This is a genomic window from Burkholderia sp. MSMB1459WGS (assembly GCF_001534535.1).
Classification (GTDB): Bacteria; Pseudomonadota; Gammaproteobacteria; order Burkholderiales; family Burkholderiaceae; genus Burkholderia.
The window spans coordinates 38,426-51,215 of the sequence record NZ_LPMU01000033.1 but is presented as its reverse complement, the minus strand read 5'-3'; the positions used below and the strand labels follow the sequence as shown (position 1 = coordinate 51,215).

Genomic DNA, 12,790 nt, shown 5'->3' with positions numbered 1-12,790 from the left:
TCCGGCTAGCGGTCAGCTCTTGTTGTTCGCCAGCGCGCCGCCGCTGTTCGCGCCGCCGAACAGCTGGGTCAGGTATTGCGAGTTGGTGTTCATCGTCGCCATCAGCGTGTTGAGCGCGGTGAACTGCGCCTGGTACTGGGTGGTCAGCTGTGCTGCGTAGTTCGTCAGCGTCGTCTGCTGCTGGGCGACGTTCTTCAGATCGTTGCTGAGCGCGGTCGTGCGCGCGGCGATCAATCCGTTCGTCTTCGTGTAGTTCGTGATATTCGTCGTCAACTGCTCGCCGATCCCGTTCGTCGAGTTGAACAGGGACGCGACGCCCGTCGGATTGTTCTGCAGCGCGCCGTTGAGCGCGGTACTGTCGACCTTCAGCGTGCCGTCGGCCTGCAGCGTGACGCCGATCGACGCGAGGTTGACCGTCGAGCCGTTGCTGTTCACGCCGCTCGCGACGATCGACGCGAGCGCGTTCTTGATCGTGTTCAGCGTCGAGTCGCCGAGCAGCGGGCCTTGCGACGACGCGCCGGACGTGAAGCTCGACAGCGAGCCCATCGTCGTGACGAGCGTGTTGTAGAGCGTCGCGAAGTTGTTGATCGCGGCGGCCTGGGATTTCGTGTCGGTCGCGACCGTCAACGTTTGCGGCTGCGTGGTGCTGACGGCGGCGCTGGTCAGGTTCAGCGTGACGCCGGTGATCGCGCTCGTCACGGTGTTGCTCGCGCTCGTGCCGGCGATCCCGTTGATCGTGAACGCGGCGTCCTGCGCGGCCGTGCTCTGCTTCCACGCGGCGCTGCCGTTCGCGGACGTGATCGTCGACTGGCCGCCCGTCGTGCTGGCCGTCGACGTGACGCCGAGGCTGGACAGGCCGTTGTCGCCGGCGACGTTGCTGAGCGCGACGCCGATCGTGCTCGCCGCGCCGGTCGGCGTCGAGCTGAGCACGAGGTGCGCGCCGTCGCTGCCGTTGACGACCGACGCGACGATGCCAGGGTTGCCGGTTGCGGAGTTGATCGCGGCGGCGATGCCGGACAGCGTGTTGTTGGTGTTGTTCACGTCGACGGTGAACGACTGGCTGCCGAGCGACAGCGTCATCGTGCCGGTGCCGAGCGCGGTCGACGCGCCGAACGCGGCCGACGACAGCGACTGCGACGTCGCGATCTGCGTGACGCCGACCGAATAGCTGCCGGCCACCGCGCCGGCACCCGCGGTCGCGGTGAGGCCGGTGCCGCTCGCGGTCGCGGTGAAGGTGTTCTGCAGCGAGCCGTTCGACAGCGTCGTGAGGCTGGCCTGCAGTGCGCTCAGCGCGGCCGACAGCGCGCCGTACGCGGAAATCTGGGTGTTGTCGCTGCTTTGCTGCGCGTTGAGCGCGGCGGCCTGACCGGCGGTTTTCGCATTGACGAGTGCCGTCACGAGCGAGTTGACGTCCATCGACGAGTTGCCGGTCGAACCGCTGATGATCGATTGGGCAGCCTGTTGCAGCTGGCTGTTGGCCGAGTTGTTGGCGGCAGTGACGGCGGAATTGATCGTCGACATCGTGTTGCTCCGTGCGGCGGGTGATCCGGGAAATTCTGGATGAAGACCTGGCGGCGGAGCGAGGCCCCGCGCGCCAAGTGACTGCGGCCGGGCCGCGCGTTACGCGGGGCCCGGCCGTGGGTTGCTACGCGATTACTGCAGGAGCTTCAGGACCTGCTGCGGCAGCGAGTTCGCCTGTGCGAGCACCGAGATGCCTGCTTGCTGCAGCACTTGGTTCTTCGACATGTTCGCGGTTTCCTGCGCGAAGTTCGCGTCGGTGATCTGCGACTGCGCCGACGACAGGTCGGTCGATTCTGCCTGCTGCGCCGTGGCGATTGCCGTGAAACGGTTTTGTGCCGCGCCGAGTGCCGCCTGCACGTTGTTCACCGTCTGCAGCGCGTTGTCGATCGATACCATCGCGACGTTCGCTCCGCTGACCGTGCTGATGTCGAGGTTCGACACGGTAGCCGGTTTGTTGACGGCGTTGATCTGGCTGATCGCGTTGGTGATTGCCGTCTGTTGTGCCGCGGAGGTGCCCGCGCCGGTTGCGCCGGTCTGCAGCGTCAGATTGCCAACTGCCGTGCCGGTGCCGGTGGTTGCGTTTGCGCCGAACACCGACTGTGCAACGGTTTGCGAGATGGAGCCGCCGTTCTGGTCGGTGAACGTGTAGCCACCCTTACCGTCGGACAGCACGTTGATCGCGGTGATCGTTGCGCCCGAACCGGTGTACGCACCGTTGTTGTCGAGCGACAGACCCGTTACCGTACCAACCGTCTGGCCCTTCTGCACCAAGCCGCCGCCGATCTTCGCAGCCGACATGCTCTGGCTCAGGTCCAGCGAAATCGTCTGGCCGACGTTCGCGCCGACCTGGAACGACACGATGCCTGCCGAGCCGTCGAGAATGTTCGTGCCGTTGTACGTCGTTTGCGACGCGATACGGTTCACTTCCTGGATCTGCTGCGAAACTTCCTGCTGCAGTGCTGCCTGGTCGGTCGTGGACATCGTGCCCGTCGACGCCTGGACGGCCAGCTGGCGGATACGCTGCAGGCTGTTCGTCAGCGACGACAGTGCGCTCGAAGCCGTTTGAATCATCGACACGCCGTCGTTGGCGTTCGACACGCCCTGGTTCAGACCGTTGATCTGGGTCTGCATCCGGGTCGAGATCGCGAGGCCTGCTGCGTCGTCCGCTGCGCTGTTGATGCGCTTGCCCGACGACAGGCGCGTGATGGCCTGGGACAGGGCGTTTTGCGAGCCGTTGAGGTTCTGCTGTGCAACCAGCGAGTTGATGTTGCTGTTAATTCCGAGCATGGAAAAATCTCCTGTGTAAGCCGAAAGCCCTGGAAAGCCGTTTTGGCGTCGGCGGAAGCACTCGTTCATTGCTGGCCGCCTCAGAGCAGGATTTCGGCGTACCAAAACAAAACTTGAGGGGCGCTTGCAGATTCGGCCCGATTTTTTATCCTTCTTTGTCAATTCGGACCGGCGCAGCGCGGCGCCGAGTTAAACGGGGCAGAAACCGGCGCTGAGACGCAGTCGCGACGCTGTGCACACACGACCGACAAAAGGGTGGTTTTGTCTGTGATTCCCTGCTATGATGGCGGGCTGAATTGAGATTTTCTGTCACGCCTTTGCCGGTTTCGGCATGTCTGCTGGCAGTCAAACGCGGCGCTGCACGCGGTTGTGAAGCGTACTCGCGGTGCTTTCCGCCTCTCTTTTCCGGCCTCCGAGGCCGTATTTCCGCTCGTTTCGCCTGTTGTGGGGACGCTCGGATGGCCGGTGCGTGGCGCTTGGCCGCTACGTTTTTGACCGTTTAAGCAATTTAGGAACGACATGACGACGATTCTTCTGAAAGAAAACGAGCCGTTCGAAGTGGCGATTCGCCGCTTTCGTCGCGCTATCGAAAAAAATGGCCTGATCGCTGAACTGCGCGAACGCCAGTCTTACGAAAAGCCGACCGCAGTCCGCAAGCGCAAGAAGGCAGCAGCCGTCAAGCGCCTGCACAAGCGTCTGCGCAGCCAGATGCTGCCGAAGAAGCTCCACTAAGAGCGTCTGCCGGTTCGCCGCAAAACGGCGGAGTGTGCCTCGAAAGAGGCCGCTTCGCCGTTTTGCTTTGGCGGGCCGGGAAAATCCCGAGGCCATTGCGGCGTGGGTGTTCCCGCCGGCTGGCGAGACCCTGCGGCCAGCGGGTTGCGGCCGCCGGCCGCGGCGTTCAGAAATCGATCTTCGCGCTCAGGCTCACCGTGCGCGGGTCGCCCGGCTTCACGTAGTCCGCGTACTGGTATTCCCAGTAACGGCGGTTCAACACGTTGTCGATCGATGCGCGCAGCGTCACGTCGTGCCGTCCGACCCGCGTCAGGTAACGCGCGCCCGCGTTGACGACGAGAAAGCCCGGTGCGTCGAGGCCGCCGGCCGCGCGCAGCGGCGTCGCGCCGGTGAATTTCGCGTCGACGCCGAGCGTCAGCCCCGGCACGCCCGGCACCGCATAGCCGAGGTCGCCGGCGAGCACGAAGCGCGGCGCGCCGGCCACGCGGTTGCCATTGTTGCCGATCCCGTTCGCGTACCACGCGTCGAGCAGCATCGCGTCGACGCCCGCGTTCCAGTGCGCGCCGAATTTCGCGCGCGCGCCGACCTCGATCCCCTGAATGATCGATTCGCCGTCCTGCACGTAGACGTTCGCGGCGTTCGCGTATTCGGCGCTGCGCTCGATGCGGAACAGCGCGGCCGTCGCGCTCCAGCGCGCGTGCTCGCTCTTGATCCCCAGCTCGTACTGCTTGCTGCGCAACGGCTTGAGCACCTGGCCCGCGTTCGCGTAGACGTCGTTCACGCGGCTGCCGGGCTCGAGCGACTCGGCGTAGCTCGCGTACGCGGTGGTCGTCGGCGCGAGCTTGAACATCACCGCGAAGGTCGGCGTCGCTACGCCGTTCTGGCGATAGCCGGGGGCCTCGGCGCCGCTCGCCTGGAACGCGCGCTGCGCGTAGTTCATGTAGCGCACGCCGGCCAGCACCGACCAGCGCTCGGTCAACTGCACGGTGTCGCTCGCGAACAGCGATTTCTGCACGATCTCGCTCGTGCGGTACTGGATGAAACCGTGCGGACTCTCGTAGCGGTACGGATTCGGCGCATAGAGGTTGCCGGCGCCGAGCGGCACGAACACGCTGTTCGCCGAATAGTCGTTCGCCTGCTTCTGCCACGACGCGCCGAGCACGATCTGGTGGCTGAACGGGCCCGTGCGTACCTTGCCCTCGACCATCGCGCGCCACTGGCTGAAGCGGTGATCCTCCATGCCGACGTAGCGGCTGTCGGTGTAGTTGCCGGCCGCGTCCTGCAGGTAGAGCGTGCTTTCGTTACGTCGGCGCGTCGCCTTGCTGTAGCTGTACGTGACGTCGAGCTGCCAGTCGGGCGCGAGCTGGTATTGCAGCCCGGTCGTATAGAGCTGCAGGTTCGTGTTCAGGTACTGGTCCTTGCCGCCCAGGTTCGTCGATCCGCCGCTGATCGTCGCGGGCAGCGCGCCGCCCGGATAGCTGCCGGTGAAGATCGACGGCGTCTGGCCCGTCGTGCGGCGGTCCTGGTACAGCGCGCCGAACGACACGGACAGGTCGCGCGTCAGGTTCGCCTGCAGCGCGAGCGACACGCTGTCGCGGCGGATGTTGCCGTCGTTGTAGGTCTTGCCTTCCTCGTGGGTCGCATTCAGCCGCGCGCCGAACATGTGGTCGGGCCCGAAGCGCTGGCCGAGATCGACATGCTCGGTCCACACGTTGGTGCTCCGGTAACCGATGTCGACGCTGCGCACCGGTTCGGCGCCCGGCTGCTTCGTCACGTAGTTGACGACGCCGCCCGGCGTCACGAAGCCATACAGGAAGCCGCCGAGCCCCTTCAGCAGTTCGACGCGATCGAGCTGCTCGTACGGCATCGTGATGCCGTACGTGACGAACGGCAGTCCGTCGATCTTGTAGCCGTTCTGCCAGTCGAGCTGCATGCCGCGCACCGTCATGTAGCTGGCCCAGGCGCTGTAGGCGCCGCTGTTGTCCGACACCGACGCGTCGTTCGCGAACACGTCGCCGAGCTTGTACGGCTGGCGGGCCTCGAGCTCTTCCGACGTGACGATGGTCGTCGAGAACGGCGTGTCGAGCTGGCGACGGGTGCCGAGCGCACCCGTCAAGATCGTGTCGGTCAAGTGTTGCGGCGAATCATGCGCGGCCGTGATGTTGAGGGCGGGCAGTACCGCGGCGTCGCCGGGCGAATCGTCCGCGTGCGCGAGCGACGCGGCAAGGCAGGCGAGGGCGGCGGCCACGCGGCGTGGACGGACAGGCGGGCGGGCGAGGCAGACGGTCATGGCGAGCGAGTAAAAATGCGAGTAAGAATCATTCGCATTGCGTTAAAATGTCGCGCATCGTATCAAAACCCGCCAACCGCGCAACAATTCCATGCCGCGTACAAGGGCATCCGGCCTCGCCGGGCCCGACCGGATGACCGTTGCGCGGCGCTCGCCATGAAATGAACTGCATCCCGTCGAATCGGGGCCGCCGCTCGTGCCGGCCCGCTTTTCTTGCGCCGCGCACGCGATGAACGCGTTCCTGCGACCGTTTCTCGTGCGCCTGCACCGCTGGTTCGGGCTCGCCATCGCGCTGTTCCTGTTCGTCGCGGGGCTCACCGGCGCGCTGATCGCGTGGGACCATGAACTCGATGCGGCGCTGAACCCGGATTTCTATACCGCGCGCAGCGGCGCGGCGCCACTTGCGCCGCTCGAGCTCGCGGCGCGCATCGAGGCCGCCGATCCGCGCGTGCAGGTGACCTACCTGCCGCTCGCGATCGAACCGGGGCACACGCTGCAGGCGGGCGTGATGCCGCGTACCGATCCGGCGACCGGCCAGCCGTACGCACTCGGTTTCAGCCAGATCGCCGTCGATCCCGCGACCGGCAGGGTACAGGGCCGCCGCGAATGGGGCGCGCCGTCGCTCGCGCGGCTCGACCTGATGCCGTTCATCTACCGGCTGCACTACTCGCTGTTCCTGCCCGTGTACGGCGGGATCAATTTCGGGTTCTGGGTGATGGGCGTCGTCGGCATCGTGTGGGCGATCGACAGCCTGATCGCGCTCGTGCTCGCGTTTCCGAACCTGAAAAGCTGGCGCAAGTCGTTCGCGTTCCGCGTGCGGCGCGGCGGCTATCCGCTCGTGTTCGACCTGCACCGCTCGGGTGGCGTGTGGGTGTGGGGGCTGCTGCTCGTCGTCGCGGTCACGTCGATTTCGATGAACCTTGCCGTGCCCGTCGTGCGCCCGCTGGTCTCGCTGGTGTCGCCGCTCGCCGAAACGCCGTACACGAATCCCGAACATTTCCCGCCGGCCCCGCCGGGCAGCCCGGTGCTGCCGCGCGAGCGGATCGTCGAGATCGCGCGCTCGGCCGGCCGCGACGCGGGGATCGCCGCGCCGCCGGGCGCGCTGCTGTTCGCCCCTGCGATGAACGCTTACGCGGTCGGGTTCTTCACGCCCGGCAACGACCATGGCGACGTCGGGCTCGGCAACGCGTGGCTGTACTGGAATGCGGTGACCGGTAAGCCCGTCGCGGCGCAGGTGCCGGGCCGTGGTTCGGCCGGCGACCTGTTCATGCAGGCGCAGTTTCCGCTGCACTCGGGGCGGATCGCCGGTGTCGCCGGACGTGTCGCCGTGAGCATGCTCGGCATCGTGATCGCGATGCTGAGCGTGACGGGCGTCTGCATCTGGGTGAAGAAGCGCAGCGCACGCGTGCGAGCTACGCGAAGCGCGCGGGCGGTCGTATCGGCGTCGTCGCGCGCGGCGCGATAAAGGCCGAGCGGCAAGTAACCTGCGGCAGGCGGACGGTGCCACCGCCGCAGGGTGGCGGCGCGGCGTCCGGCCGAGTTTGCACCGGCGCCGTCAGCCCGCCTGGCGCAGGCGTGCCGGCTGCTTGCCGCCGAGCGCCGCGCATCGTGCGTGGCAAGGGCAGCCGGCTTCGTGATCGTTGACCATGCCGGTTGCCTGCATCAGCGCATAGCAGATCGTCGAGCCGACGAACTTGCAGCCGTACGCCTTCAGCGCCTTGCTGAGCGCGTCGGACTGTTCGGTGGACGCGGGCGCGTCGCGGTACGACTGCCACGCATTCTGAACCGGCGTGTCGCCGACGAACGACCACAGGAACGCGGCGAGCGACCCGTGCTCTTCCCGGATGCGCTGCACCGCGCGCGCGTTGATCACCGCCGATTCGACCTTCGCGCGGTTGCGCACGATGCCCGGGTTTTCCAGCAATTTCTCGATGCGCTTGGGCGTGAAGCGCGCGACGGCGTCGACGTCGAAATCGGCGAATGCTTCGCGATAACCCGCGCGCTTGTTCAGGATCGTCGACCACGACAGCCCTGCCTGCGCGCCTTCCAGGATCAGCATTTCGAACAAGTGGCGATCGTCGTGCGACGGCACGCCCCACTCGGTATCGTGATAGTGAGCGTCCGCTTCCGTCTTCACCCAGTTGCACCGTTGCGACATCGTCTGCCTCGTCTTCAGTGTCGATTCGATCGCGCCAGCATAGCGGAAGCCCTTTGGGCGGGATAGCCGGCCGAACGGCAGATGGGCGCGCGGCGCCGATCCGGTTAAGCTTGGCGCCTGTTCGAATCAGCGGGATGAAGGCATGGCGGCATTACTTTTTGCGATCGGCATCGACGGCGGCGGCACGGGCACGCGCGCGGTGCTGGCAGACCGGCACGGGCGCGAGCTGGCGCAGGGGCGTGGCGGTCCGTCGGGGCTCGGCCTCGGTATCGAGCGCGCATGGGCGTCGATCGGCGCGGCCTGCGCGGACGCGTTCACGCAGGCCGGTCTCGCGTTCGAGTGGTCGCAGTGCGCGCTCGGCTGCGGGCTCGCCGGCGTCAACAACGCGGCGTGGCTCGCCGCGTTCCGCGCACGGGCACCGCTCGGCGCGCTCGCGATCGAGAGCGATGCGTACACGACCGTCGTCGGCGCGCACGGCGGCGCCCCGGGGCTCATCGTCGCGCTCGGCACCGGCAGCATCGCGGCGGCGCTCGATGCGGCCGGCGCGTGCCGGATCGCGGGCGGTTTCGGTTTTCCGTCCGGGGACGAGGCGAGCGGCGCGTGGCTCGGCGTGCGCGCGCTCGCCTATGCGCAACAGGCACTCGACGGTCGCGTGCCGCGCGACGCGTTCGCCACCGCACTCCTTGCGGAAACGGGCGCGCAGAATCGCGACGCGCTCGTCCAGTGGTCGTGCGACGCGAACCAGACGGTCTACGCGCGTCTCGCGCCGATCGTGTTCGCGCACCGCGCGCACCCGGTCGCGAGCGCGCTGATCGCGCAAGCCGGCGACGAGATCGGCAAGATGATCGACGCGCTCGATCCGCAGCAGGCGCTGCCGGTCGCGCTGTGCGGCGGGCTGGCGCACGCGCTCGCGCCGGCCGTGCCGGCGCGGCACGCCGCGCGGCTGCGCGCGCCGCTCGACGATTCTGCGCATGGTGCGCTGCGGCTCGCGCTGCAGGCGTTGCGGGCCGCGGAGGGCGGCTAGGTGAGCTAGGGGAGCTAGGTCGGCTGGGGCCGCGGAGGGCGGCCAAGGTGAGCGGCGCGTGCGGCAGATGCCGCGCCGCAGCAGCGCCTCGGGCGGCGCGGGGCTGGCAACCGTCCGGCGCGCTGTCGGGCACGACGTTAAAATGACGCTTCCTCCGTGCCGCGAGCGCCACTCCCCCGTCCCATGTACAAAGTCATCGCCACCGATCTCGACGGTACGCTGCTGAACAGCGACCACCAGCTCGACCCGTACACGATCGACACCGTCCGCCGGCTCGACCGCGACGGCGTGCAGTTCGTGATCGCCACGGGGCGCCATTACGCGGACGTCGCCGGCATTCGCGATGTCCTCGGCATCCGGCCGTACCTGATCACGTCGAACGGCGCGCGCGTGCATGCGCCGGACGACACGACGATCCACGCGCAGGACATCGACGCAGCGGTCGTGCGCAGCCTCGTGCAGCCGGAAGTCGTCGGCGCGCACGGCCGCGTGATCGTCAACCTGTTCACCAACGACGGCTGGCTGATCGACCGCGAAGCGCCGCACCTGCTCGAATTCCACCAGGATTCTGGCTTCCGGTACGAAGTGATCGACATGGCCGCGCACGACGGCGCGGCTATCGCGAAGGTGCTGTATATCGGCGACCCGGCCGATCTGGCGGTCGTCGCCGAGCAGATGCGCGTGCAGTTCGGCGATACGCTGTACGTCACGTACTCGCTGCCCGACTGCCTCGAAGTGATGACCGCGAACGTGTCGAAGGGGCGCGCGCTGCGCACGGTGCTCGCGCGGCTCGGCATCGACGCCGGCCACTGCATCGCGTTCGGCGACAACATGAACGACATCGACCTGCTCGAAACCGCCGGTCACGCATTCATGATGAACAACGCGAACCCCGACCTGGTGGCGCGACTGCCGCACATCCCGCGGATCGGCAACAACTTCGACGCGGGCGTCGCGCGCCACCTGCGCACGCTGTTCTCGCTCGAAGGCGACGTCGTCGCGTCCTGAGCGCCCGCGCCGGGCGCGTTTTCCGCGCGGAAATGAAAAACGGGCGCCAGGGGCGCCCGTCGAAATTGCCTGCCTCGATGTTCTTCGACAGCGTGAGGCTCGCTGCTCTGCTCGCTTGACCCCGTAGTGTTTTATTCGCTTGTGCGAGCTGATGCGGGCAGCAGGTCGACGGCGTCGTCACGCCCGGCGACCAGCGGGTAGATGATCCCCGCGAGTACCGCGCCGATCAGCGGCGCGACCCAGAACAGCCAGAGCTGGCCGATCGCGTCGCCGCCCACGAACAGCGCCGGGCCGGTCGAGCGCGCCGGGTTCACCGACGTGTTGGTGACCGGGATCGAGATCAGGTGAATCAGCGTCAGGCACAGCCCGATCGCAATCGGCGCGAAGCCGGCCGGCGCGCGCTTGTCGGTCGCGCCGAGGATCACGAACAGGAAGAAGCCCGTCATCACGACTTCGCAGATGAACGATGCGGCGAGCGAGTAGTGGCCGGGCGAGCGATCGCCGAAGCCGTTCGTCGCAAAGCCGCTGCCGACGACATCGAAACCCGGCTTGCCGGTTGCGATCAGGTACAGCACGAACGCGCCGAGCGTGGCGCCGACGACCTGCGCGACGATGTACGGCGCGAGATCGCGTGCCGGGAAGCGGCCGGCGACCGTCAGGCCGACGCTCACCGCCGGATTCAGGTGGCAACCCGAGATGTGGCCGATTGCGAATGCCATCGTCAGTACGGTCAGGCCGAAGGCGAGTGCGACGCCGGCAAAACCGATGCCGAGGCCCGGAAAGGCGGCGGCCAGCACGGCGCTTCCGCACCCGCCGAGCACCAGCCAGAACGTGCCGAATACCTCTGCAGCGAGACGCTGAGAAAGATTCATCTAAGGACCTCGTTCAAGTGGGTTGAAGACCCCGGACGACGCAACGAATTTATTTCGTCGTCTGGAATTGGTCTGGATTATAGGAAATGAATCGGGTCCAAGAGGGTAAACGATTGTTAAATTTGAATGGCTGACGAATGCCTTTTATTAGAATAAGTCCGCATTCTCGATATAGGCGATTCGGTTAAAGATGGCAGCATTTATTTCGAAGGGCAGGGCGGCAGTGCGGATGACGTAACGGATGTTGGTGTCCCGGCCGGATTCGCCGGGGCCGCATCATCGAAAAGGGGAGTCGAAAAATGTCTCAATACGCGAAACTCAAGGCGCAGATCGCCGATCTGCAAGCCCAGGCGGACGACGTGCGCCGCCAGGAAGTGGCAGCGGTGATTGCCGATGTCCAGCGAATGATTGCCGAGTATGGCCTGACGGCCCAGGACCTGGGCTTCGCGGAGCGGGCGCGGCGCGGGCGACCGCCGAAGAAGGCGCCGCTGCCGCCGAAATACCGCGATCCGAAGTCGGGTGCAACCTGGAGCGGGCGCGGCAAGCCGCCGAATTGGATCGCCGGCAAAAACCGCGATCGTTTCCTGATCGAGTGAGCGCCCGCCAAATAGAAAGAGCCGCATCGACGATGCGGCTCTTTTGTTTTGCGCGCCGATTTCGGTGCGGATTTTCCGGAATATTTTCCGCGCGGATTTCCGTGTCAGGCGCCCGCGACCCGGCGCAATGCCGGTTGCTTGGTTGCCGCGCAAAGCGATTCGTAAGTTTCGACGTAACGCTGCGCCATTGCCTTCGAGCTGAAACGCGTGTCGAAACGCGCGCGGATCGCGCTGCGCGACAGGCTGTCGATCCGGTGCAGCGCGCCGACCGCGCCCTGCACGTCTTCGACGATGAAGCCGGTCACGCCGTCCTCGATCACTTCCGGCACCGAGCCGCGGTTGAACGCGACGACCGGCGTGCCGCAGGCCATCGCCTCGATCATCACCAGGCCGAACGGCTCCGGCCAGTCGATCGGGAACAGCAGCGCCTTCGCGCCGGACAGGAACGCCGGCTTTTGCGCTTCGTTGATCTCGCCGATGAATTCGACATGCGCCTGATCGAGCAGCGGCTCGATCACTTCCTTGAAGTAGTCCGCGTCGGCCTTGTCGACCTTCGCGGCAATCTTCAGCGGCAGCCCGCTTTGCGCGGCGATCCGGATCGCGGTGTCGACACGCTTTTCGGGGCAGATCCGGCCGAGGAACGCGAGATATTCGGGCTTCACGTCCGGCTGCGGCGTGAGCAGCGTGTCGGGCAGCCCGTGGTACACGGTGCCGGCCCACGCGGCCTGCGGCAGCGGCTTGCGCTGGTTGTTCGAGATCGACACGACCGGCGAATCCGGGAACGCGTCGAACACCGGCTGCAGCTCCGGCAGGTCGAGGCGGCCGTGCAGCGTCGTCACGTACGGCGTGTCGAGGCGCGACATCAGCGGGAACGGCAGGTAGTCGAGGTGGAAGTGCAGCACGTCGAATTCGTGCGCGACCCGGGCGACCTGCTCGAGGAGCCGCATATGGGGCGCCATCGAATCGCGGACCGACGGGTCGAGCCGCAGCGCGCGCGGCCACGCCGCCTCGAGGCGGGCCGACGTGACGGAGTCGCCGCTGGCGAACAGCGTCACGTCGTGGCCGAGCTCGACGAGCGCCTCGGTGAGGTAGGACACGACACGCTCGGTGCCGCCGTAGAGTTTCGGCGGGACGGCTTCGTAAAGCGGCGCGATCTGGGCAATTCGCATGGGTGTTCTCCTGTGTCGATCCGACGGCGCGACGGCGCCGGTGCGGATCCGTACAAGGTTGCGGAACTTGCCGACGCACGCGGTTGGCGGTACGTGGCCGGGCCTTGGGCGGAGTGCGCGGGGCGCCGGTCGG

The 12,790-nt window shown here is 66.8% G+C and carries 11 protein-coding genes; 5 read left to right on the top strand and 6 right to left on the bottom strand.

Annotation, left to right across the window (positions count from 1 at the left end):
- Positions 1 to 12 precede the first annotated feature (12 nt).
- Positions 13 to 1,521, bottom strand: coding sequence for a flagellar filament capping protein FliD (fliD, locus tag WT97_RS13060; RefSeq protein ID WP_060353577.1), 1,509 nt, complete (start codon positions 1,519 to 1,521; stop codon positions 13 to 15).
- A gap of 132 nt (positions 1,522 to 1,653) precedes the next feature.
- Positions 1,654 to 2,808 carry a flagellin gene (locus WT97_RS13055; protein ID WP_059503253.1) on the bottom strand — a complete coding sequence of 385 codons (1,155 nt, stop codon included), beginning with the start codon at positions 2,806 to 2,808 and terminating at the stop codon, positions 1,654 to 1,656.
- Between the two features lie 519 nt (positions 2,809 to 3,327).
- On the opposite strand from WT97_RS13055, the gene rpsU reads away from it, so the two are divergent.
- Positions 3,328 to 3,540 (top strand): 30S ribosomal protein S21, encoded by a 213-nt coding sequence (rpsU, locus tag WT97_RS13050; RefSeq protein ID WP_006401410.1) that lies wholly within the window; start codon positions 3,328 to 3,330, stop codon positions 3,538 to 3,540.
- 166 nt (positions 3,541 to 3,706) lie between these two features.
- Here the strand turns inward: rpsU and WT97_RS13045 are convergent, their stop codons facing one another.
- Positions 3,707 to 5,830 carry a TonB-dependent siderophore receptor gene (locus tag WT97_RS13045; protein WP_060353576.1) on the bottom strand — a complete coding sequence of 708 codons (2,124 nt, stop codon included), beginning with the start codon at positions 5,828 to 5,830 and terminating at the stop codon, positions 3,707 to 3,709.
- A 229-nt stretch (positions 5,831 to 6,059) separates the two neighbouring features.
- On the opposite strand from WT97_RS13045, the gene WT97_RS13040 reads away from it, so the two are divergent.
- Positions 6,060 to 7,295, top strand: coding sequence for a PepSY domain-containing protein (locus WT97_RS13040; protein WP_060353575.1), 1,236 nt, complete (start codon positions 6,060 to 6,062; stop codon positions 7,293 to 7,295).
- A gap of 90 nt (positions 7,296 to 7,385) precedes the next feature.
- Here the strand turns inward: WT97_RS13040 and WT97_RS13035 are convergent, their stop codons facing one another.
- Positions 7,386 to 7,988: a DNA-3-methyladenine glycosylase I gene (locus WT97_RS13035; protein WP_059503259.1), complete on the bottom strand. Its 603-nt coding sequence runs from the start codon at positions 7,986 to 7,988 to the stop codon at positions 7,386 to 7,388.
- A 142-nt stretch (positions 7,989 to 8,130) separates the two neighbouring features.
- Between WT97_RS13035 and WT97_RS13030 the strand changes: the two genes are divergently transcribed.
- Entirely contained in the window at positions 8,131 to 9,012 is an 882-nt protein-coding gene (locus WT97_RS13030) for a BadF/BadG/BcrA/BcrD ATPase family protein (RefSeq protein ID WP_060353574.1), read from the top strand.
- Between the two features lie 183 nt (positions 9,013 to 9,195).
- Positions 9,196 to 10,020, top strand: coding sequence for a Cof-type HAD-IIB family hydrolase (locus tag WT97_RS13025; RefSeq protein WP_059503263.1), 825 nt, complete (start codon positions 9,196 to 9,198; stop codon positions 10,018 to 10,020).
- A 131-nt stretch (positions 10,021 to 10,151) separates the two neighbouring features.
- Here WT97_RS13025 and aqpZ read toward each other — a convergent pair whose 3' ends face one another.
- Complete coding sequence (gene aqpZ / locus WT97_RS13020) at positions 10,152 to 10,892, bottom strand: aquaporin Z (RefSeq protein ID WP_059503265.1); 741 nt, start codon at positions 10,890 to 10,892, stop codon at positions 10,152 to 10,154.
- A 299-nt stretch (positions 10,893 to 11,191) separates the two neighbouring features.
- On the opposite strand from aqpZ, the gene WT97_RS13015 reads away from it, so the two are divergent.
- On the top strand, positions 11,192 to 11,488 hold the full coding sequence (locus WT97_RS13015) for an H-NS histone family protein (protein ID WP_034183894.1): 297 nt from the start codon (positions 11,192 to 11,194) through the stop codon (positions 11,486 to 11,488).
- A 104-nt stretch (positions 11,489 to 11,592) separates the two neighbouring features.
- Here the strand turns inward: WT97_RS13015 and WT97_RS13010 are convergent, their stop codons facing one another.
- Positions 11,593 to 12,657, bottom strand: a complete 1,065-nt coding sequence (locus tag WT97_RS13010) for a glycosyltransferase family 4 protein (protein ID WP_059503267.1) — start codon at positions 12,655 to 12,657, stop codon at positions 11,593 to 11,595.
- Between the last annotated feature and the right edge of the window lie 133 nt (positions 12,658 to 12,790).